Below are 21,595 nucleotides of genomic sequence, written 5' to 3' on the forward strand. Positions count from 1 at the left end.
TCAGACCGTCTCGACGACGAGGCGCTCGACGGCGCTGATGGCCTCCGGGATCGCTCCCGGGTTCTGGCCGCCGCCCTGGGCCACGTCCGGCTTGCCGCCACCGCCGCCACCGAGGGTCTTGGCGGCCGTACGGACCAGGTCACCGGCCTTGAGGCCGCGCTCGCGGGCCGCCTCGCTGGTGGCGATGACGGTCAGCGGGCGGTCGTTCGCCACGGTGAAGAGGGCCACGACGGCCGGGCGGTCGCCCGGGATGCGGCCGCGGACGTCGAGGACCAGCTTGCGCAGGTCGTCGGCGCCGATGCCGTCCGCCACCCGGCCGACGACGAGGGCGACGCCCTTGATGTCCTGGGCGTTCTGGGCGAGCCCGGCGGCGGCCTGGAGAACCTTCTCCGCGCGGAACTTCTCGATCTCCTTCTCGGCGTCCTTCAGCTTGCCGAGCATGGAGGCGATCTTCTCCGGCAGCTCCTCCGGGCGGCCCTTGACCAGCTCCTGGAGCTGGGCGACGACCGTGTGCTCCTTGGCGAGGAAGTTGTACGCGTCCACGCCGACGAGGGCCTCGACGCGGCGCACGCCGGAGCCGATGGAGGACTCGCCGAGCAGCTTCACCAGACCCAGCTGGGCGGTGTTGCCGACGTGCGTGCCGCCGCACAGCTCCTTGGAGAAGTCGCCGATGGTGACGACGCGCACGCGCTCGCCGTACTTCTCGCCGAACTCGGCGATGGCGCCCTGCTTCTTCGCCTCGTCGATGCTCATGATCTCGGCGGTGACGTCCAGCTCGCGCGAGAGCACGTCGTTGATCTTCTGCTCGACGTCGGTGAGGACCGAGCCGGGGACGGCGTTCGGCGAACCGAAGTCGAAGCGGAAGCGGCCCGGCGAGTTCTCCGAACCGGCCTGGGCGGCGGTCGGGCCCAGGGCGTCGCGCAGCGCCTGGTGGGTCAGGTGCGTGGCCGAGTGGGCGCGGGCGATGGCCCGGCGGCGGTTGATGTCGATGGCGGCGTACGCGGAGGCGCCCACCGTCACCTCGCCGACCTGGACGGAGCCCTTGTGCACGGAGACGCCCGGGACGGGCTGCTGCACGTCGCGGACGACGATGACGGCGCCCGAGTCGAGCTTGATGCGGCCCTGGTCGGCGAGCTGGCCGCCGCCCTCGGCGTAGAAGGGGGTGCGGTCGAGGACGACCTCGACGTCGTCGCCCTCGGAGGCGGCGGGCGCGGAGACGCCGTTGACCAGGAGGCCGACGATGGTGGACTCGCCCTGGGTGGTGGCGTAGCCGGTGAACTCGGTGGCGCCGGAGCCGTCGGCGATCTCCCGGTAGGCGGACATGTCCGCGTGGCCGGTCTTCTTGGCCTTGGCGTCGGCCTTGGCGCGGTCGCGCTGCTCCTGCATCAGGCGGCGGAAGCCGGGCTCGTCCACGGCGAGGCCCTGCTCGGCGGCCATCTCCAGGGTGAGGTCGATCGGGAAGCCCCAGGTGTCGTGGAGCAGGAACGCCTTGTCGCCGGAGAGAACCGTGCCGCCGGCGGCCTTGGTCTCGGTCACGGCGGTGTCGAGGATGTTGGTGCCGCCCTTGACGGCCTTGAGGAAGGCGGCCTCTTCGGCGAGCGCGACGGTCTCGATGCGCTTGCGGTCGGTGACGAGCTCCGGGTACTGCTGCCCCATCGTGTTGATCACGACGTCGACGAGGTCCTGGACGACCGGGCCGGTGGCGCCCATGAGGCGCATGTTGCGGATGGCGCGGCGCATGATGCGGCGCAGCACGTAGCCGCGGCCCTCGTTGCCGGGGGTGACGCCGTCGCCGATGAGCATGACGGAGGTGCGGATGTGGTCGGCGACCACGCGCATCGACACGTCGGTGCCCTGGGCGGCGCCGTACTGGACGCCGGTCAGCTCGGTGGCCTTGTCCATGACCACGCGCAGGGTGTCGGTCTCGTACATGTTCTGCACGCCCTGCAGGATCATCGCGAGGCGTTCGAGGCCGAGACCGGTGTCGATGTTCTTCGACGGCAGGTCGCCGAGGATCGGGAAGTCTTCCTTCCCGTCGCCGGCGCCGCGCTCGTACTGCATGAAGACCAGGTTCCAGATCTCCACGTAGCGCTCGTCGTTGACGGCCGGGCCGCCCTCGACGCCGAACTCGGGGCCGCGGTCGTAGTTGATCTCCGAGCACGGGCCGCAGGGGCCGGGGACGCCCATGGACCAGAAGTTGTCCTTCTTGCCCAGGCGCTGGATGCGCTCGGCGGGGACGCCGATCTTCTCGCGCCAGATCGTCTCGGCCTCGTCGTCGTCGAGGTAGACGGTGATCCAGAGCTTCTCGGGCTCAAGGCCGTAGCCGCCGTCCGCCACGGAGCTGGTGAGCAGCTCCCAGGCGTATTTGATGGCGCCTTCCTTGAAGTAGTCCCCGAAGGAGAAGTTGCCGCACATCTGGAAGAACGTGCCGTGGCGGGTGGTCTTGCCGACCTCTTCGATGTCCGGCGTACGGACGCACTTCTGCACGCTGGTGGCACGGGGGGCCGGGGGCTTGGTCTCGCCGAGGAAGTACGGCTTGAACGGGACCATGCCCGCGTTGACCAGCAGCAGAGTCGGGTCGTCCGCGATGAGCGACGCCGAAGGGACAACGGCGTGACCGCGCTCCTCGAAGAAGCTCAGCCAGCGGCGGCGAATTTCAGCCGACTCCATCAGTGGTCCTCATTCCGGTCGTACGAAAACGTGGGGCGGTGGGTGGTGTGGTCGTTCTCGATGGCCCGCAGCCGCCGCGGCCCGGGAAGGGCGGTGACGTTGTCGAGCTTGTCGGGGTCCTGGTGGAGCCCCAGTGCGTCGTTCAGCTCGTCCTCGCGCTGCGTCATTCCCGCTTTGACGTCGAGGGCGAAATCCTTGAGGCGGTGGCCCGCCTCGACGGCCTTGTCGGCCGCCTGGGCCGCGAGACTCTCCGGCGTCAGCTTCTTGAGCTGACGGTTGACCTTGGTGGTGGCCCACACGCCGGCGGCGGCGCCTGCGGTGAACCAGAAGGCTCGGCGGAACATCGGCGGTCTCAGCCCTTCTGCTTCCGGCGCCGGGCGGGCGGCACCGTACGGCCAACGATCACGTTACGTCGGGATGTCTTCGGCGGCATGCCGCCCGACGTCGCGGCATCCCCCTTGCCCAGCGCCTTGCGGACGCCGTAGCCGAAGGCCGCGACCTTCACCAGCGGCCCGCCGAAGGCGGTGGCCACGGTGGAGGACAGTGCGGAGGCGTTGGAGGTGACCTCCTGGACGTCGCTCGCGATGGCGTCGACCCGGTCCAGCTGGGTGCGCGCGGAGCGGACGGTGGTGGAGGCGTCGGCCAGCAGCGGGACGGCCTGGTCGGTCACGTCGGCCACCAGCTTGGTGGTCGCCCTGAGCACCTGGGCCAGCCTCGCCAGCGCCACGGCGAGGAACGAGATCAGGATGGCCCAGAAGACGGCCACGATGATCCCGGCCACCTCTACACCGGACACGTCACACCGCTCTCTGTCTGTTCCTGAAGTGCAGGACTATTCGCCCTCCGACCCTATCGCGCCAGAGATCCCCGGCCGTACCCGAATTCGGGAGGACGGGACCCGCCTTGAACGCAGCGCATCCGGACCAGTACCCTCCGTGTCCCATGGGACAGAGACCCCTTCGAAGTACCGCCGGGGGCAATCTTCCCTCGGAGCTCGGCCGGTTCATCGGGCGGGGTGCCGAACTGGCCGAACTGGGGCGGCTCCTGGAGTCCTCCCGGCTGGTCACGGTGACCGGCGTGGGCGGAGTGGGCAAGTCCCGGCTGGTCCTCGCGGCGGCCTGCTCGGCCGCCGAGGCGGCGCAGGGGTCGGAGGGGACGCTCGCGGCGCGGGCGGCGCAGGAGCGGTACGGCGACGGGGTGTGGCTGGCCGAGCTGGCCTCCGTACGGGATCCCGCGCTGCTGGAGCTGACCGTCTCCGAGGCGCTCGGGCTGACCGACCACACCACCCGTCCGCCCCGCACCGTCCTGGCCGAGCACCTGGCCGGGCGGCGGCTGCTGCTGGTCCTGGACGGCTTCGAGCAGCTGGTCGACGAGACCGCCGCGCTGGTACGGGAGCTGCTGCGCCGCGCCCCCGGCCTGCGGGTGCTCGCGGCGGGCCGGCGCCCTCTCGCCCTGGACGGGGAGCTGGCGTTCCCGCTGGCCCCGCCGGTCCCGGAGGAGGCCCTGGCCCTGCTGGCGGCGCGGGCCGGGGCGGCCGACCCGGGTTTCGCCGTCACGGCGGCGAACCGGGAGGCGCTGGTCGAGGTGTGCGAGCGCCTCGACGGGATCCCGCTCGCCCTGGAGCTGGCGGCGGCCCGGCTGCGGACCCTCTCCCCCGCGCAGGTGCTGGCCCGCCTGGACGACCGCTTCGCGCTGCTGACGGGCGGTGCGCGCGGGGCGCTGCCCCGGCACCGGGCGCTGCGCACGGCCATCGGCTGGAGCCACGAACTGTGCACGCCCGCCCAGCGGCTGCTGTGGGCGCGGCTGTCGGTGTTCGCCGGGCAGTTCGACCTCGACGCCGCCGAGTACGTGTGCGCGGGGCCGGACCTGCCGGTGCAGGACGTGCTGGACCTGGTCGGCGAGCTCCAGGAGCAGTCCCTGCTGGTCCGCGAGGAGACGGCCGCCGGGGTGCGCTTCCGGATGCTGGAGACCGTACGGGTGTACGGGGCGGGCTGGCTGGAGTCGCTGGGTGACGCCCGGCGGCTGCGGCGGCGGCACCGGGACTGGTACATGGGGCTGGCCACCTGGTGCGAGCTGGACTGGTTCAGCCCGCGCCAGCAGGAGGTGGCCGCACTGGTGGAGACGGAGCTGGCGAACCTGCGGCTCGCCCTGGAGTGCTGCCTGGACGAGCCGGACGAGGTGCACCTGGGCCAGTACCTGGCGGGCACCCTGTGGTTCTACTGGGCGGGGTGCGGGCGGCTGACCGAGGGGCGGCACTGGCTGGACCGGGCCCTGGAGCCCACCGGCCGGGCGGTGACGGAGTACGAGAACTCCCGGCTGAAGGCCCTGTGGGTCCTCGGCTACGTCGCGGCCCTGCAGGGGGACGCGGCGGCCTCGATGGGCGCCCTGTACGAGTGCCGGGACGCGGCGGCGCAGAGCGGGAACCCCCTCGCCTCGGCCTACGCGGTGCACCGGCTGGGCTGCCTGGCGCTCGTCTCGGACGACATGGCTCGGGCCCGGGAGCTGCTGGCATCGGCCCTGGAGCAGTACCGGGCGGTCGGGGAGCTGAACAGCAACGTGCTGATGTGCCAGGTGGAACTGGGGATGGCGCTGGCCTTCCAGGGGGAGCTGCCGGGTGCGCTCACCCTGTGCCGGGAGGTCCGGGAGATCTGCGAGGAGCGCGGGGAGCGCTGGACGAAGGCGTACGCCCTGTACGTGCTCGCGTACGCCGCCCTGGACGCGGGGGACGCGCGGGAGGCCCGGCGGCTGCTCAACGAGTGCGTGGCGATCAACCACGCCTTCCACGACCTGGTCGGGCTGGTGCTCGCCCTGGAGCTGCTGGCCCTGGTCACGGTCGCGGAGGGCGATCCGGCCGAGGCGGCGCTGCTGCAGGGCGCGGCGGAGCCGATGTGGGGCGGGGTGGGGCTGCAGCTGTTCGGCTCGGGGTACTTCAACGCCCCGCGGCTGATGTGCCGGGAGCGGGCCGGCGAGTTGCTGGGGGCCGAGCGGTACGAGGCGTACGCGGCCGAGGGGCGGGAGCTGAGCCGCGAGGCCCTGGTCGGGCGGGCCCAGCGCGGCCCCGGTGAGCGCGGGCGCGCGGCGCGGGTGTCCCGGCAGGCAGGACGGGGCGGCGGGACGGGCGGCCCCCGGGTGTCGCGCCGCGCGGCGGCGGCGGACCAGCCGTAGCCCGTCGGCCGGACGTAGCCCGCGGGCCGGGCGGGCCCGTGAACGGGAAAACCCGCCGCCCCCCGGAGGGGACGGCGGGCTGACCAGCCAGTGAGACTAGGCCTGCATCAGCGGGCGTAGTACTCGACGACGAGCTGCTCGTCGCAGATGACCGGGATTTCCTTGCGGTTCGGGTCGCGGTCCAGGCGGAAGGCCAGGGCCTTCAGGTTGACCTGCAGGTAGCGCGGGGTCTCGCCCTCGCCTGCGTAGCCACCCTCACGGGCAACCTGGAACGGAACCTTCTCGCGGCTGCGCTCGCGCACGGTGATGACGTCGTCCGGGCGGACACGGAACGACGGCTTGTCGACCTTGTCGCCGTTGACCTCGATGTGACCGTGAACGACCATCTGGCGGGCCTGGTAGATGGTGCGGGCGATGCCCGAACGCAGAACCAGGGCGTCGAGACGACGCTCGAGCTCGACGACAAGCGCCTCGCCCGTCTTGCCTTCGGCCTTCTTGGCGCGGTCGTACGCGCGGGCCATCTGACGCTCAGAGATGTCGTACTGAGCGCGCAGACGCTGCTTCTCCAGCAGACGAACCTTGTAGTCCGAGTTCTGCTTGCGGCCACGGCCGTGCTCGCCCGGCGGGTAGGGGCGGGCCTCGAAGTACTTGACGGCCTTCGGGGTCAGCGCAATGCCGAGGGCACGCGACTTCTTGACCTTGGGTCGCTTCTGGTTCACGTGGAACCTACCTCCATGTAAGTTAGGTGAGGCTTACCTTAGCGAGGAGGACGTAATGTCTCGACCACATGGGATCCCCCTGCCCAGTGCGCAGCGCAGTTCGGATTCAGACGAAACAGAATCCGCTTGCGCCGACGATAAGCAAGGTCAGCCGCGTCCCAGGGAAGGCGTTCGGCAGCTCACCGGAGCCGAACGCGTACGAACCCTCGTAGAGTCCAACGCCTCAGTATCCCTCACGCTCATCGGTGCTCGTGACAGTCACGAGCACGAGGAGTTCGGGACAGGGATGCCGGCCGCACGGACCGTCACCCCGGACGGGGACGTGATTCTCCTTGTTTCCGGGGAATCCACGGCTGCCAGAGCAGCCGCTCACGCCCAGGACGACGACCTCACCGCCGTGATCGAGATCACGGATGTGGCGCCGGTGTCCGTCCCACATCGTATCCGAGGTCGCGCCTGGCTGGCCGGGTGGCTGACGCCGGTGCGCGGTGACGACCGCGCGGCCTGCGCGGCGCTGCTCGCGGAGCGCCACCCGGTGGGCGAGCTGCTGGGTCTGTCGGAGGCCTCTGACCTGCCGTACTCGGCCCGCCCGGCGTGGATGATGCTGCGGCTGGAGGTCGGCGAGATCTCGGTGGACGACCTGTGGGGCGCCGAGCACGTGGACCCGGAGGACCTGGCCGCGGCGGAGCCGGACCCGATGGTCGCCCACGAGACGGAGCTGCTGCAGCACCTGCACGCGGCCCACGGGGACCGGATCGGCGAACTGTGCGGCCTGCTCGGCGCCCGCGAGGCCGGTGGCATGACCGCCGTCCCGCTCTCCCTGGACCGCCTGGGCCTGCGCGTCCGCTTCACCGGCGGCGCCGTCGGCTCCTTCGACGCCCGCTTCGACTTCCCGGAGCCGGTGGCGGACATCTGCGGCCTGCGGCGGGCGATGCACACGCTCTTCTCGGCGGCCTCTCACTGAGGACAGGCGGCCAGCATCCGCTGGAGGGCGAGCTTCTCGGGCGGGGTGACGGAGAGGCCGTACCTGGCCTTGATGCCGGTGTACCGGCGCGCGTACTCGCACCGGTACTCCTGCCGCGGCGGCTGCCACTTGTCGGCCGTCTTGCTGCCCTTGTCGTAGTTGGTCTGCTTGTCCACGGCGAGCAGCACGTCGAGGTCGTTGGCGTACTCCAGCCTGCGCTGCGCGGTCCAGGCGTACGCCCCCGCCCGCCAGGCCGCGCCGAGCGCGACGACGTGGTCCGTCTGGATCTGCGAGGCGCGGCGATAGGAGTAGGGGAGCCGCTTGCCGGTGTACGGGTCGTGCAGCACCCCGGACACCACGACGCAGGGGTTGCGGTCCCCCTCGCGCAGTTCGTCGAGGTCCCGGCGCAGTACGTCGTCGCGGGTGTCGCAGCCGTTGCGCCCGCCGACGGCATCGGTCTCGTCGGACCAGTACCGGCCGAAGTTCTCCCGCTTGTACGTCTCCCAGTTCCGGCCCCACCCGACCGCCAGCCCCGCCAACTGCGCCGTGGCCGTCCGGGCGTCGGGCGGAAACCCGACCCCTGCGAGCGGCGCCACCGCGCGCGGGGCGGTGTCGTGGTGACACCCGCTCAGCAGGAGCACGGCCGCCACGGCGAGGATCGGAGCAGGGCGTCGCATGCGCGGAGCCTAGCCGTGTCAGCCCCGCCTGGGGGTCCCCCCGGACGGAGTCTGGGGGAGTTCGAGGCGCGGGGGCCGGGGCGGAGCCCCGGGAGGGTCAGGAACCGCCGCGCAGCCGTTCGCGGACCTTTTCCACCACGTCCGCGTACCGCGCCTCCGCTCCGTACCGCGTCGGCTCGTAGTACCGCTTCCCGTGCAGCTCGTCCGGCGCGTACTGCTGCGCCGCGATCGCGCCCGGGACGTCGTGCGGGTACACGTACCCCTGCGCGTGCCCCAGCTTCGCCGCGCCCTTGTAGTGCCCGTCCCGCAGGTGCGCGGGGACCGTTCCCGCCAGCCCGGCCCGTACGTCGGCCAGCGCCGCGCCGATCGCGGTCGTGGCGGTGTTCGACTTCGGGGCCAGCGCCAGCGCGATCGTCGCGTGCGAGAGGGTCAGCGCGGCCTCCGGGAAGCCGATCATCGCCACCGCCTGGGCCGCGGCCACCGCGATCGGCAGGGCCGTCGGATCCGCGAGGCCGATGTCCTCGCTCGCCGAGATCATCAGGCGGCGCGCGATGAACCGCGGGTCCTCCCCCGCGTCGATCATGCGGGCGAGGTAGTGCAGCGCCGCGTCCACGTCCGAGCCCCGGATCGACTTGATCAGCGCGCTCGCCACGTCGTAGTGCTGGTCGCCGTCGCGGTCGTAGCGGACGGCGGCGCGGTCGACCGTCTCCTCGACCGTCTCCAGGGTGATCTCCGCCTCGCCCTTGGCGATGGCCGATCCGGCTCCCGCCTCCAGGGCCGTCAGGGCCCGCCGGGCGTCGCCGCCGGCGATCCGCAGCAGGTGCGCCTCGGCGTCCTCGGGCAGGGTGACCGCCCCGCCCAGGCCCCGCTCCTCGGCGAGCGCGCGCCGCATCAGCGCGCTCAGGTCCTCGTCCGTCAGCGGTTCCAGGGTCAGCAGCAGCGACCGCGACAGCAGTGGGGAGATGATCGAGAAGTACGGGTTCTCGGTGGTGGCCGCGATCAGCGTCACCCAGCGGTTCTCGACGGCCGGGAGCAGCGAGTCCTGCTGGGCCTTGCTGAAGCGGTGGATCTCGTCGAGGAAGAGGACGGTCTCCTTGCCGTAGCCGCCGGCCGCGCGACGGGCGCCCTCGATGACCGCCCGTACCTCCTTGACGCCCGCGGTGATGGCGGAGAGCTCCACGAAGCGCTTCTGCGTGGCCTGGCTGACCACGTACGCGAGGGTGGTCTTGCCGATGCCGGGCGGGCCCCAGAGGATCACCGACGAGGCGCCGGCCGGGCCGCCGGCCCCGTCCCCGACCAGCCGCCGCAGCGGCGACCCGGGCTTCAGCAGGTGCTGCTGGCCGACGACCTCGTCCAGGGTGCGCGGGCGCATCCGGACGGCGAGCGGGGAACTCGCGGGGTCCTTCTCCTGGCGGTCTTCGGCAGCGGCGGTGAACAGGTCTGGTTCCACACAGGAAGCCTAAGCGAGCCCACCGACAGCGCCGGCGGTACCCGGACCGGACCTAGGAGATCCAGAAGTCCCACCAGCGGGTCAGGATCAGCATGCCGATGATCCCGACGTGCAGCACCGGCAGCACCCAGGTGAACTCGTCGAGGAAGCCCTTGAGCCAGCCCGGAGCCGGCAGCAGGCCCTCACGGACGTTGTGCGAGGTGACGTACCAGAACATGAAGATCGTGGCGACCCAGGCCAGGCTGCACCACAGGCAGAGCGAGTTGATGTTGTAGAGCGACTGGTAGGTGAGCCAGGCGCAGAAGACCACGCCGAAGAGGGTGCCCGCGTTCAGCGTCAGCCAGTACCAGGGGCGGAACCGGGCCCCGGCCAGCAGGCTCATGCCGACGCAGATCACGATGCCGTAGGCGACCAGTCCGAGCATGGGGTTCGGGAAGCCGAAGACGGCCGCCTGGTCGCTCTTCATGATGTTGCCGCAGGAGACGACCGGGTTCAGGCTGCAGCCCGGCGTGAAGTTCGGGTCCTCCAGCAGCTTGAACTTGTCGATCGTGATCACCCAGGCGGCCAGCAGGCCCGCGGCCCCCGTGATCACCAGCAGCAGGGCCAGGGCCCGGCTGCCGCCGACGGTTCCCCGGGCGGTGTCCGCGTCCGCACTTCGTGTCGTCATACCGCCCGCTCCACATCTACAAGGTGATCAAGCACGGGCCATTGTGCCGTACGAGCCTGTGAACGGACGGGGCCGGGGAAAGATCCCCGGCCCCGTCCCGTGTGCTCCCGTACGGCTGCCGCCGTCAGGCGAGGCGGGCCCGGACCGTGTCGATCAGCCCGTCGACGGGCACGGCCGTCTGCTCGCCCGACTCCATGTCCTTCAGCTGGACGACGCCCTCGGCGAGGTCGCGGTCGCCTGCGACGATCGCGAGGCGCGCGCCACTGCGGTTCGCGTCCTTCATGGCGCCCTTGAGGCCCTTGCCGCCGTAGGACATGTCCGCCGCGATGCCCGCCTTGCGCAGCTGCGTCACGAGGCCGAAGACGGTCGCCTTGGCCTCGCCCAGCGCCACCGCGAACACCGATGTCGACGCCGGGATGTCGAGCTCGACGCCCTCGGCCTCCAGGGCCAGGACCGTGCGGTCCACGCCGAGGGCCCAGCCCACCGACGGGAGGGCCGGTCCGCCGATCATCTCGGACAGGCCGTCGTAGCGGCCGCCGCCGCCCACCGCGGACTGCGAGCCCAGGCCGCCGTGGACGAACTCGAAGGTGGTGCGGGTGTAGTAGTCCAGCCCGCGCACCAGCTTCTCGTCGTCCTCGAACGCGACACCGGCCGCCGTCACCAGGGCCCGGACCTGCTCGTGGTAGGCCTTGCACGCGTCACACAGGTAGTCCCGCAGCACGGGGGCGCCGACGAGCTGCTTCTGCACCTCGGCTCGCTTGTCGTCGAGCACGCGCAGCGGGTTGATCTCGGCGCGGCGAACGGTCTCCTCGTCGAGGTCGAGACCGCTCAGGAAGGACTGCAGCGCCTCCCGGTACACCGGGCGGCACTCCTTGTCGCCCAGCGAGTTCAGCAGGATCCGGAAGTTGCGCAGGCCCAGCGAGCGGTACGCCTGGTCGGCCAGGATGATCAGCTCGGCGTCCAGGGCCGGGTCCTCGGCGCCGATCGCCTCGGCGCCGACCTGCGAGAAGTGGCGGTAGCGGCCCGCCTGCGGCTTCTCGTAGCGGTAGTAGGAGCCCGAGTACCAGAGCTTGACGGGCAGGTTGCCCTTCTTGTGCAGGCTGGCCTCCAGCGCCGCGCGCAGCACGGAGGCCGTGCCCTCGGGGCGCAGGGCGAGCTGGTCGCCGCCCTTGGTCTCGAAGGCGTACATCTCCTTGGAGACGATGTCGGTGGACTCGCCGACGCCGCGGGCGAAGAGGCCCACGTCCTCGAAGCCGGGGGTCTCGATGTAGCCGTAGCCGGCGTTGCGCAGGGGCGCCGCGATGGCCTCGCGCACCGCCAGGTACTTCACGGATACCGGCGGGATCAGGTCGTACGTGCCCTTGGGGGCCTGAAAAGTAGCCACGAAACTCTCGTCACATTCCTCGTCGTGGAGCGGCTGTCGGGTCCGCTGCCAGGCCGGCTGCGACCTCCCGCAGGTACGGGTTGGTCGCGCGCTCGCGGCCGATGGTGGTCTGGGGACCGTGGCCGGACAGCACCACGGTCGAGTCGTCGAGCGGCAGGCACACGCGGCCCAGCGATGCGAGCATCTCGGCGTGGGAGCCGCCGGGCAGGTCGGTGCGTCCGATGGAGCCGGCGAAGAGCAGGTCGCCCGAGAAGAAGACCGGCGGGATGTCGGCCAGCTCGGGCATCCGGAACGTCACCGACCCCTTGGTATGCCCCGGCGCGTGCGCCACGGAGAAGTCCATTCCGGCCAATTTCAGCGCGGCGCCGTCGGCCAGTTCGCGGACGTCGTCCGGCTCCCCCACGGTCAGTTCGCCCATGAGGGGCATCCCGATGGAGCGGCCGAGGGCCTTCTCCGGGTCGCTCATCATGTAGCGGTCCTCGGGGTGGATCCAGGCCGGTACGTCGTGTGCTCCGCACACCGGGACCACCGAGGCCACATGATCGATGTGGCCATGGGTCAGCACGACCGCGACGGGCTTGAGCCGATGCTTCTTCAGCGTCTCCTCGACACCCTGGGCGGCCTGGTGGCCCGGGTCGATGATGACGCACTCCTCACCGGCGGCGGGGGCGACCACGTAACAGTTGGTCCCCCAGGCCCCGGCAGGGAACCCGGCAATCAGCACGTTCGTCCTCAATCGTCGTCCGGCGGGAGGCTGCAGGTCGGAATCCTGCTGCTCAGAGCCTACCGGCGCCGCTCATTACACAGCGAACCCATATACGGTACGGCCTATCCCAGCCCGGACAGCAGTACCAGACACGCACAAGGAGACGACCCCGTGGTCACGAGCGATCAGCGGCGGCGACAGCTCGCCAGGGAGAAGTTCGAGCGCCAGCAGGCGCGCCGCGCCGAGACCCGCAAGAAGACACGCCAGCGTACGGCGGTGATCGGTGCGGCGGTGGCCGTGGTGGTCGCGACGCTGGTCGGCCTGATCGTCGGCGGTGTCTTCGACAAGGACAAGAAGGACCAGGCCGCGGACCCGGCGGCGAACCCGTCGGCCTCGCCGTCGGCGCCCGAGCCCAAGCAGTCCCCCTCGCCGGAGATGGCGATCGACCAGAAGGCGAAGTACACCTTCGCCCTCAAGACGAGCGCGGGCGACATCAACTTCACGATGGACGCGGCGAAGACCCCGCAGACCGTGAACTCCTTCAAGTCGCTCGCCGACAAGAAGTACTTCGACAACACGAAGTGCCACCGGCTGACGGCCGGCGGGATCTTCGTGCTGCAGTGCGGCGACCCCGAGGGCACCGGCCGTGGCGGCCCCGGCTACAACATCCCGGACGAGAACCTGGACTCGCTCGGCAAGGCCAACGAGCAGGGTCAGGTGATCTACCCGGCGGGCACGGTCGCGATGGCCAACACGGGTCAGCCCGGCTCGGGCGGCAGCCAGTTCTTCCTGGTCTACAAGGACAGCCCGCTGACGCCGACGTACACCCCGTTCGGCAAGATCGACGCGGCCGGCCTGAAGGTCCTGGAGGACATCGCCAAGGCCGGTACGGTCGACGGCGGCCAGGACGGCGCGCCGAAGACCGAGGTCAAGATCGAGAAGGGCACGGTCACCCAGAACTGACCGGATGCGGCGGCCCCGGGCCTTGCCGGCCCGCCGCCCGTACGTCGATATTCCGTCGTGCGGGATGCGGACAGCCGGCCCGGCGGTCGCCTATGTTGGCGTTGTGCAGGGCGGGCGCTGCCCGCCCCAGGAAACTGTGGACGATGCCCAGGGGGTGAACCCCTCGCAGGCATCAGGTGGAGGAGGCGCTGTGAGCAGCGACCCGTGGGGCCGAGTCGACGAGACGGGCACCGTGTACGTGCGTACTTCCGAGGGCGAGCAGGTCGTCGGTTCGTGGCAGGCGGGCACCCCTGAGGAGGCCCTGGCCTATTTCGAGCGCAAGTACGAGGGCCTGGTGGTCGAGATCGGCCTCCTCGAAAAGCGGGTGCGGACCACTGATCTGTCCGCCAAGGACGCGCAGACGGCGATCGACCACCTGCGCACCCAGGTCGACGAGCACCACGCCGTGGGCGACCTCGGCGCCCTGCGCGTGCGGCTGGACAAGCTGGTCGAGACCGTGGAGTCGCGGCGCGAGGAGCGCAAGGCCCAGAAGGCGAAGCAGACGGACGAGGCCCGTGCGGCCAAGGACGCGCTGGTCGTGGAGGCCGAGCAGCTGGCTCAGAGCGACCAGTGGCGCAGTGCCGGCGAGCGGCTGCGCGCCCTGGTGGACATCTGGAAGGGGCTGCCGCGCCTGGACCGCAAGTCGGACGACGAGCTGTGGCACCGGTTCTCGCACGCCCGTTCCGCCTTCTCCAAGCGCCGCAAGGCGCACTTCGCCTCGCTGGACGCGCAGCGCGAGGATGCCCGCAAGGTCAAGGAGAAGCTGGTCGCGGAGGCCGAGTCGCTGTCGAAGTCGACCGACTGGGGTCCGACGGCCGCCCGCTACCGCGAGCTGATGGCGGACTGGAAGGCGGCGGGCCGTGCACAGCGCGAGTCCGAGGACGACCTGTGGAACCGTTTCCGCGGTGCGCAGGATGTGTTCTTCGCGGCCCGCAGCGAGGTGTTCGCGGAGCGCGACGCCGAGCAGGTGGAGAACCTGAAGCTGAAGGAGGAGCTGGCCGACGAGGCCGAGAAGCTCGTCCCGATCACGGACCTGAAGTCGGCCCGTGCCACGTTCCGCTCCCTCAACGAGCGCTGGGAGGCCGTCGGCCACGTGCCGCGGGACGCCCGGCCGAAGGTCGAGGGCCGGATGCACACGGTGGAGCGGGCGATCCAGGAGGCCGAGGAGGGCGAGTGGCGTCGTACGAACCCGGAGGCGCGGGCGCGTGCGGCCGGTCTGACGGGCCAGCTCCAGGCGGCGGTCGACAAGCTGCGTGAGCAGATCGACGCGGCGCGCGCCGCCGGCAACAACGCGAAGGCCGACAAGCTGGCCCGGGAGCTGGAGGGCCGCCAGGCCCTGCTCGACCAGGCGCTGAAGGGCCTGGAGGAGTTCGGCGGCTGAGCCGACGCCGCACCGACGTGCCGGGGCCCGGTGGTGATCCTTCACCACCGGGCCCCGCCGCGTGTCACCGGCTGCGGGCCAACTGGAGCGCGCCGACGCCGTTCTCCTGGGACCGCTGGGGCAGGGGCCGGTTCTTGGCGCGCAGGCGTGACGTCAGCTCGCGGTAGAGCGTGTCGAGGTCCAGGAGCTCGGGGGCGCCCGGGACGCCCTGCCTCAGGATGTGCAGGAGTTCGGCGGTGAAGGCGGTGTGCGGCTCGCCGTCCGGGGCCAGGGCCACCCGGTCGCGGGGGGCGGCGGTCAGGACGTACGCACCGTCCACCGCGGCCTGGTGGGCGATGCTGTCCGTGCCGCCCGACAGGGTGAGGGCGGCCCGGCCGCTGAAGCAGCAGTCGAGGACGATGACCTTGCGGCGGGCCCAGGCGGAGCGCAGGGCGGCGCGGAGGTGCCGGTAGGCGACGGCGGAGTAGCCGACGCCGTCGCGGGATCCGCCGAGGCCCAGGTAGAGGTCGTCGGAGTCGGGATCCCGCATGCCGTGGCCGGAGTAGTAGACCAGCAGGGTGTCGGTGGCCTCGTCGGCGGCCTGGTGTACGGGGTCCAGCATCTCGGCGGCGCTCTGCGGGTCGGCGACGACGGTGCAGTGCTGGACGGGCAGCCCCCACACGGTGGCGTCGCACAGCTCGGTGGCCAGGTCGACGAGGTTGGTCTCCACGGCCGGCAGCTGTTCCAGGTGCAGGTAGGAGGCGGTACCGATGAGCACGGCGCGGGAGCGGCTCGGGTCAGCGAGCGCCGTCATCGACCCGGGCCTCCAGGATCTCGACGATCTTTCTGACGGCCTCGGGGTCGGCGGCGGTCCGGTCGTCCAGCAGGACCTCGACGCCGCCCCGGCGGAGGGTGACGGCCGCGGGGCGGCGCAGGGAGGCCCGCCACTGGAGGACGGAGACGACGAGCGCGCCGAAGGACAGGCCGCCGGAGACGGCGAACTGCACGAGGTCGAAGCCGCCGCCCATGCTCCCCGGAGCGGGCGGCCCCTCTGCCGTGCCTCTGCCCCGCACCGCTCCGGCCAGTGTCTCGTCCGCGTGCACCCAGCCCAGCAGGGAGCGCAGGGCCGCTTCGTCGTCCCCGGTCCCCGCTATCTGTACGGCGATCTCAAGCACCGTTCGATTCCTTTCGTTGGTCCACCGCTTGGTTGACGCGTGCGAACACCTCGACGGCCGGGTGGCGGGCGCCCACCCGCGCGAGGCAGACTCCCTGCCAGTACTCGGCCGTGAGCGTGGTCGAGTGGGCGGGTCCCAGCGAGGCGGTGCAGGCGGACGCGAGGACCGACAGCATCTGCGAGGCCTCTTCGATCCGGCCGCGCAGGACGAGGTTGACGGCCTCGCGCAGCCGTGAGGAGGCCTTCTCCTCGTCCACTTCGCTCAGCACGGTGAGCCGGAACCCCCGGCTGAGCGTGACGGGAATCGGGGTGCCGGGGACGAGCGCCGGGGCCGGGTCGTCTTCCTTCCACCGGTACTCGGGCACGTCCTGGGCGGCCTGCAGCACCCCGGGCGGGGCCGGGGCGGCGGCCGGGGCGGCGGCTGGGGCGGCGGCCGGGGCCGGGGGCTCCTCGAAGACGGCCCGGACCGCCCCGTCCCGGACCCGGGCCCCGACGTGGTCCGCCACCTTCTGCCGTCCGCCGTCGGCCAGGGCGCCGAGCCGGCTCGCGACCTCGGCGGCGGAGGTCGGCCGGTCGGCGGGGTCGCGTGCGCAGAGCGCGTCGACGAGCTCGGTGAGCGCCGCGGGGTAGGACGCATTGCGGTCGCGCAGGCGCGGGATGCCGGCGCCCATCGCCTGGTGGAGGACCGCGCCGAGGTCCTTCCGGTCCCCCAGCGGCAGTTGGGCCGTGGCCAGGAAGTAGAGGCAGGCGCCCAACGCGTAGAGGTCCCCCGACCGGGACGGGCTGCCGCCCTGCATGATCTCGGGTGCCATGTACTGCGGGGTCCCCACCCGGACCCCGGCCGCGGTGACCACCGCCTCGCCGACCAGCTGGGCGAGTCCGAAGTCGAGGATCACGGCGTCGCCGGCCCGGGTGACCCCCACGTTGGAGGGCTTCAGATCGCGGTGCAGTACGCCCGCCGCGTGCACCGCGTCCAGTGCCTCGGCCATGCCGAGCCCGATCCAGGACGTCTCGGCCGCCGTCAGCGGGCCGGCGATCCCGACCAGTTGGGCCAGGTTCATGCCGTCGAGGAGCTGCATGACGAGGTACGGAGTCCCCTTGTGCTCACCCGATTCGTGCAGGGTGATCACGCCCGGGTGGCGGAGCCGGGTCAGCGCCTCCGCCTCGCGGTGGAAGCGGACCCGCTCGTCGCTGTCCGCGGCGAAGCCGGCCGCCTCCGTGAGGAGCTTCAGCGCGACGTGCCGCTGCAGCTTGGTGTCCTCGGCCTCGTGCACCACGCCCCGGCTGCCGCGGCCCAGTGGCCGCAGCAGCCGGTAGCGCTGCTCGACTAACTCGCCTTCGCCCATGTCCCCGCCCCCTCGGCGGATGATCCTACGGCCTGCGTGCGGAGGTCACCCGGTAGACGTCGTAGACGCCCTCGACGCCCCGTACGGCCTTCAGGACGTGGCCCAGGTGCTTGGGGTCGCCCATCTCGAAGGTGAACCGGGAGGTGGCCACCCGGTCGCGGGAGGTCTGGACGGCCGCCGAGAGGATGTTGACGTGCTGGTCCGAGAGGACCCGGGTGACGTCCGACAGCAGCCGGGACCGGTCCAGCGCCTCGACCTGGATGGCGACGAGGAAGACCGAGGACTGGGTGGGGGCCCACTCGACCTCCAGCATCCGCTCGGGCTCCTGGGAGAGGGAGTCCACGTTGACGCAGTCCGCCCGGTGAACCGATACGCCACTGCCGCGGGTGACGAAACCGACGATCGGGTCCCCCGGGACCGGGGTGCAGCAGCGGGCCAGCTTGACCCACACGTCGTCGACGCCCTTGACGACGACGCCCGGGTCGGCATTGCTGCGCCGCTTGCTGCGGGCGCGCGCCGGCGGGATCGACTCCTCGATGTCCTCGTTGGCGGCCTCCTCGCCGCCGAGGGCCGCCACCAGCTTCTGTACGACGCCCTGCGCGGCCACGTGGCCCTCGCCGATCGCCGCGTACAGGGAGGAGATGTCGGGGTAGCGCATCTCGTGCGCGAGGGTGACGAGCGAGTCGCCGGTGAGGATGCGCTGGATGGGCAGGTTCTGCTTGCGCATGGCCCGCGCGAGGGCGTCCTTGCCGTGCTCGATGGCCTCGTCGCGGCGCTCCTTGGAGAACCAGCCGCGGATCTTGTTGCGGGCCCGCGGGGACTTGACGAAGCCCAGCCAGTCGCGGGACGGGCCCGCACCCTCGGCCTTCGAGGTGAAGACCTCGACCAGGTCGCCGTTGTCGAGCGTGGACTCCAGCGGCACCAGCCGGCCGTTGACCCTGGCGCCTATGGTCCGGTGGCCGACCTCCGTGTGGACGGCGTACGCGAAGTCCACGGGGGTGGCGCCGGCGGGCAGCGCGATGACGTCGCCCTTGGGGGTGAAGACGAAGACCTCGTTGCGAGAGAGGTCGAAGCGCAGCGAGTCGAGGAACTCGCCCGGGTCCTCGGTCTCCTTCTGCCAGTCCAGCAGCTGGCGCAGCCAGGCCATGTCGTTGACCGTGTCCTGGCCGGCGCTGCCCTTGGCGGCCTGCGGGACGTCGGTACGGACCTTGGAGGTCCCCGCGACGGTCTGCTGCTTGTACTTCCAGTGCGCGGCGATGCCGTATTCGGCGCGGCGGTGCATGTCGAAGGTGCGGATCTGCAGTTCGACGGGCTTGCCGCTGGGCCCGATGACCGTCGTGTGCAACGACTGGTACATGTTGAACTTGGGCATCGCGATGTAGTCCTTGAACCGGCCGGGGACCGGGTTCCAGCGCGCGTGCACGGTGCCGAGGGCGGCGTAGCAGTCCCGGACGGTGTCGACGAGGACGCGGATGCCCACCAGGTCGTAGATCTCCGCGAAGTCGCGGCCGCGGACGATCATCTTCTGGTAGACGCTGTAGTAGTGCTTCGGCCGGCCCGTGACGGTGGCCTTGATGCGGGCGGCTCTGAGGTCGACCATCACCTCGTCGGTGACGACGGCGAGGTACTCGTCGCGCTTGGGCGCCCGCTCGGCGACCAGGCGGACGATCTCGTCGTACATCTTCGGGTAGAGGATCGCGAAGGAGAGGTCCTCCAGCTCCCACTTGATCGTGTTCATGCCCAGCCGGTGCGCCAGCGGGGCGTAGATCTCGATCGTCTCGCGGGCCTTCTTCTCCTGCTTCTCCCGCTTGAGGTAGCGCATGGTGCGCATGTTGTGCAGCCGGTCGGCGAGCTTGATGACGAGGACGCGCGGGTCCTTGGCCATCGCCACGACCATCTTGCGGACCGTCTCGGCCTGGGCGGCCTCGCCGAACTTCACCCGGTCCAGCTTGGTGACGCCGTCGACGAGCAGGGCCACGGCGTCGCCGAAGTCGCGGCGCAGGTCCTCCAGGCCGTACTCGGTGTCCTCGACGGTGTCGTGCAGCAGACCGGCCATCAGGGTGGCCGGGTCCATGCCGAGCTCGGCGAGGATGGTGGTCACCGCGAGCGGGTGGGTGATGTACGGGTCGCCGCTCTTGCGCTTCTGGCCGCGGTGCCAGCGCTCGGCGACCTGGTAGGCCTGTTCGAGCTGGCGCAGCGTCGACGTCTCGATCTTCGGGTCGTTGCTGCGGACTATGCGGAGCAGGGGCTCCAGCACCGGGTTGTACGGGTTCGAGCGCTGCACGCCGAGCCGGGCGAGACGGGCGCGCACCCGGTTCGAGGAGCCGGCCGACTTCGCCGGCGCGGGCTTGACCGGCGGGGCCGGCGGAGCCGGCGGGGGCGGCGGGGGCGTAGCGGGAACCGCCGTGGCCGGCTCGGCCTTCGGGTCGGGCTGCGCGGCGGAGATTGGCTGGACCTCGTCTGGCAAGAGCGCTCCTCTGGGGGTCCCCCCGGACGAAGGTGGGGGAGGATCCGGTGCCCGTGTCCGGTCCGGACAACCCATGGTAGCGAGGGTTCGGCCCCCTCGTTCCGCGAGCCCGTTCCGCGTGCGGCGCCGCTGCCGGGGGTCCGGGGGCTGGCCCCCGGCAACCGGCCTGCACCCGGAAAGGAAAGCGGCGGGCACCCGGGATGTCCCGGATACCCGCCGCTCGGCGAGAAAAGAGGTCAGACCACGATCAGCGCATCCAGCGGAGCCCCGTCCAGCGCGGGCGCCAGCTTGGCCCGCCCCGGCAGGAACGACAGTTCCATCAGGACCGCCACGCCCACGACCTCGGCCCCGGCCCGCCGGATCAGCGAGAGCGAGGCCTCGGCGGTACCACCGGTGGCCAGCACGTCGTCGATGACCATGACCCGGTCACCCGCCGCCAGATCCTCCGCGTGGACCTCGATCTCCGCGGTGCCGTACTCCAGCTCGTACGACTGCGCGAGCGTCGCACCCGGCAGCTTCCCGGCCTTGCGCACCGGCACGAAGCCGATACCGGCCTGCACGGCCACCGGAGCCGCCAGGATGAACCCCCGCGCCTCCAGTCCGACGATCTTCGTCGCCCCGTACCGTCCGGCCAGCTCCACCAGCGCGTCCGTCAGGGCCGCGAAGGCCTTAGGGTCGGCCAGCAGCGGGGTGATGTCCTTGAACATCACGCCCGGCTTGGGGTAGTCCGGGACGTCCTTGATCCGTGCGAGCAGCAGGGCCCGTACGTCCTCGGACAGCGGCGCGGTCAACGCCGCCGCCCCGGCCGGCCCTGCGCCACGACCTGCGGCTCGTCCTCGGACGCGTAGCCGTCGTCCGGGGACTCGCCCCTGGCCGCCGCGGCCGCCCGCTTCGCGAGCACCCGCTTCTTCAGGGCCTTCATCGCCGGCTCGCGCTCCTTGAGGTCCACGACCAGCGGGGTCGCGATGAAGATCGAGGAGTACGCACCGGCCGCGAGGCCGACGAACAGCGACAGCGAGATGTCGTTCAGCATGCCGGCGCCCAGGAAGCCGCCGCCGATGAAGAGCAGCGCGGCGACCGGGAGGAGCGCGACGACCGTGGTGTTGATCGAGCGGACCAGGGTGCCGTTGATGCTGCGGTTGGCGACCTCGCTGTACGTCCAGCGGGTCTGCTTGGTGATGTCCTTCGAGCCCTCCTTGAGACCGTCGAAGACGACGACGGTGTCGTAGAGGGAGTAACCGAGGATCGTCAGCAGACCGATGACCGTGCCCGGCGTGACCTCGAAGCCGACGAGCGCGTACACGCCGACGGTGATCGTGAGGTCGTGGATCAGGGCGATCAGCGCGGCGACGGCCATCCGCCACTCGAAGGCGATGGCCAGGTAGATCACCACGAGGACCATGAAGACGCCCAGGCCGGTCCAGGCCTTGTTCGCGATCTGCTCGCCCCAGCTGGGACCGACCAGGTCGGCGTTGATGTCGGCCTCGGTGACCTTGAGGTCGGCGGCGAGGACCTTCTTGACGTCGGTCGCGGCGGCGGTGTCCAGACCGGAGATCTGGATCCTGAGGCCGCCGGTGCCGAGCTCCTGGACGATCGCGTCGTGGCCCGAGGCCTTCTCCGCGGCTTCCGTCGCCTTGGCCACGGAGACGGTCGTCTTCGGGGTGGTGAAGACGGCACCGCCCTTGAACTCGATGCCCATGTTGAGACCCTGAACCGCCAGGGCCACGATCGCCGTGATGGTGATCAGGATGGAAACGCCGTACCAGAGAAAACGCTTGCCGACGAAGTCGTAGCCGACCTCACCGCGGTACAGCTTGGCGCCGAGATCTCCCAGCTTCGACATC

General features: G+C 71.3%; 19 protein-coding genes. 4 read left to right on the top strand and 15 right to left on the bottom strand.

Going from position 1 to position 21,595, the window contains the following annotated elements:
* Genes alaS through ACFYZ4_RS30530 form a run of 3 tightly spaced genes read right to left on the bottom strand, consistent with a single transcriptional unit; the run spans position 1 to position 3,466 of the window.
* Positions 1-2,670: an alanine--tRNA ligase gene (gene alaS, locus ACFYZ4_RS30520; protein ID WP_351289695.1), complete on the bottom strand. Its 2,670-nt coding sequence runs from the start codon at positions 2,668-2,670 to the stop codon at positions 1-3.
* Positions 2,670-3,014, bottom strand: coding sequence for a DUF6167 family protein (locus tag ACFYZ4_RS30525; protein ID WP_351289693.1), 345 nt, complete (start codon positions 3,012-3,014; stop codon positions 2,670-2,672). Before ACFYZ4_RS30525 ends, alaS begins: the two co-directional genes overlap by 1 nt.
* 8 nt (positions 3,015-3,022) lie before the next feature.
* Positions 3,023-3,466 (bottom strand): DUF948 domain-containing protein, encoded by a 444-nt coding sequence (locus tag ACFYZ4_RS30530; protein WP_327412902.1) that lies wholly within the window; start codon positions 3,464-3,466, stop codon positions 3,023-3,025.
* A 146-nt stretch (positions 3,467-3,612) separates the two neighbouring features.
* Here ACFYZ4_RS30530 and ACFYZ4_RS30535 point away from each other — a divergent pair, with 146 nt between their 5' ends.
* Positions 3,613-5,835 carry a tetratricopeptide repeat protein gene (locus ACFYZ4_RS30535; RefSeq protein WP_351289691.1) on the top strand — a complete coding sequence of 741 codons (2,223 nt, stop codon included), beginning with the start codon at positions 3,613-3,615 and terminating at the stop codon, positions 5,833-5,835.
* Between the two features lie 107 nt (positions 5,836-5,942).
* Here the strand turns inward: ACFYZ4_RS30535 and rpsD are convergent, their stop codons facing one another.
* Positions 5,943-6,554: a 30S ribosomal protein S4 gene (rpsD, locus tag ACFYZ4_RS30540; RefSeq protein ID WP_008740451.1), complete on the bottom strand. Its 612-nt coding sequence runs from the start codon at positions 6,552-6,554 to the stop codon at positions 5,943-5,945.
* 286 nt (positions 6,555-6,840) lie between these two features.
* Here rpsD and ACFYZ4_RS30545 point away from each other — a divergent pair, with 286 nt between their 5' ends.
* The gene (locus ACFYZ4_RS30545) at positions 6,841-7,518 is read left to right on the top strand and encodes a DUF2470 domain-containing protein (protein WP_351289689.1); all 678 of its coding nucleotides are present in this window, start codon (positions 6,841-6,843) and stop codon (positions 7,516-7,518) included.
* Here ACFYZ4_RS30545 and ACFYZ4_RS30550 read toward each other — a convergent pair.
* The 5 genes from ACFYZ4_RS30550 to ACFYZ4_RS30570 all read right to left on the bottom strand — a co-directional run bounded on the left by ACFYZ4_RS30550 (position 7,512) and on the right by ACFYZ4_RS30570 (position 12,420).
* Positions 7,512-8,195, bottom strand: coding sequence for an HNH endonuclease family protein (locus ACFYZ4_RS30550; RefSeq protein WP_351289687.1), 684 nt, complete (start codon positions 8,193-8,195; stop codon positions 7,512-7,514). The genes ACFYZ4_RS30545 and ACFYZ4_RS30550 overlap by 7 nt on opposite strands.
* A 97-nt stretch (positions 8,196-8,292) precedes the next feature.
* Positions 8,293-9,645 carry a replication-associated recombination protein A gene (locus ACFYZ4_RS30555; RefSeq protein ID WP_351289685.1) on the bottom strand — a complete coding sequence of 451 codons (1,353 nt, stop codon included), beginning with the start codon at positions 9,643-9,645 and terminating at the stop codon, positions 8,293-8,295.
* 52 nt (positions 9,646-9,697) lie between these two features.
* Positions 9,698-10,312, bottom strand: a complete 615-nt coding sequence (locus tag ACFYZ4_RS30560) for a vitamin K epoxide reductase family protein (RefSeq protein WP_351289683.1) — start codon at positions 10,310-10,312, stop codon at positions 9,698-9,700.
* A gap of 124 nt (positions 10,313-10,436) precedes the next feature.
* Positions 10,437-11,696 carry a histidine--tRNA ligase gene (gene hisS / locus ACFYZ4_RS30565; RefSeq protein ID WP_351289681.1) on the bottom strand — a complete coding sequence of 420 codons (1,260 nt, stop codon included), beginning with the start codon at positions 11,694-11,696 and terminating at the stop codon, positions 10,437-10,439.
* 10 nt (positions 11,697-11,706) lie between these two features.
* Positions 11,707-12,420, bottom strand: a complete 714-nt coding sequence (locus ACFYZ4_RS30570; protein WP_351289679.1) for an MBL fold metallo-hydrolase — start codon at positions 12,418-12,420, stop codon at positions 11,707-11,709.
* Positions 12,421-12,573: 153 nt separating this feature from the next.
* Here ACFYZ4_RS30570 and ACFYZ4_RS30575 point away from each other — a divergent pair, with 153 nt between their 5' ends.
* Positions 12,574-13,365, top strand: a complete 792-nt coding sequence (locus ACFYZ4_RS30575; RefSeq protein WP_351289677.1) for a peptidylprolyl isomerase — start codon at positions 12,574-12,576, stop codon at positions 13,363-13,365.
* A gap of 190 nt (positions 13,366-13,555) precedes the next feature.
* Positions 13,556-14,785 (top strand): DUF349 domain-containing protein, encoded by a 1,230-nt coding sequence (locus ACFYZ4_RS30580; RefSeq protein WP_351289675.1) that lies wholly within the window; start codon positions 13,556-13,558, stop codon positions 14,783-14,785.
* 64 nt (positions 14,786-14,849) lie between these two features.
* On the opposite strand, the gene ACFYZ4_RS30585 is transcribed toward ACFYZ4_RS30580, so the two are convergent.
* The 6 genes from ACFYZ4_RS30585 to secF all read right to left on the bottom strand — a co-directional run bounded on the left by ACFYZ4_RS30585 (position 14,850) and on the right by secF (position 21,594).
* A complete protein-coding gene (locus tag ACFYZ4_RS30585; RefSeq protein WP_390785352.1) occupies positions 14,850-15,578 on the bottom strand; it encodes a caspase domain-containing protein in 729 nt (242 codons plus the stop codon).
* Positions 15,562-15,939: a hypothetical protein gene (locus ACFYZ4_RS30590; RefSeq protein ID WP_390785353.1), complete on the bottom strand. Its 378-nt coding sequence runs from the start codon at positions 15,937-15,939 to the stop codon at positions 15,562-15,564. Before ACFYZ4_RS30590 ends, ACFYZ4_RS30585 begins: the two co-directional genes overlap by 17 nt.
* Positions 15,932-17,284: a serine/threonine-protein kinase gene (locus tag ACFYZ4_RS30595; RefSeq protein ID WP_390785354.1), complete on the bottom strand. Its 1,353-nt coding sequence runs from the start codon at positions 17,282-17,284 to the stop codon at positions 15,932-15,934. The genes ACFYZ4_RS30590 and ACFYZ4_RS30595 overlap by 8 nt, the downstream gene beginning before the upstream one ends.
* 25 nt (positions 17,285-17,309) lie before the next feature.
* Positions 17,310-19,751 (bottom strand): RelA/SpoT family protein, encoded by a 2,442-nt coding sequence (locus tag ACFYZ4_RS30600; protein WP_390785355.1) that lies wholly within the window; start codon positions 19,749-19,751, stop codon positions 17,310-17,312.
* A 236-nt stretch (positions 19,752-19,987) separates the two neighbouring features.
* Entirely contained in the window at positions 19,988-20,542 is a 555-nt protein-coding gene (locus tag ACFYZ4_RS30605; RefSeq protein ID WP_351289671.1) for an adenine phosphoribosyltransferase, read from the bottom strand.
* Positions 20,539-21,594, bottom strand: a complete 1,056-nt coding sequence (gene secF, locus ACFYZ4_RS30610; protein ID WP_351289669.1) for a protein translocase subunit SecF — start codon at positions 21,592-21,594, stop codon at positions 20,539-20,541. The genes ACFYZ4_RS30605 and secF overlap by 4 nt, the downstream gene beginning before the upstream one ends.
* Between the last annotated feature and the right edge of the window lies 1 nt (position 21,595).

This window comes from Streptomyces sp. NPDC001513 (genome assembly GCF_042894695.1).
Taxonomy (GTDB): domain Bacteria; phylum Actinomycetota; class Actinomycetes; order Streptomycetales; family Streptomycetaceae; genus Streptomyces.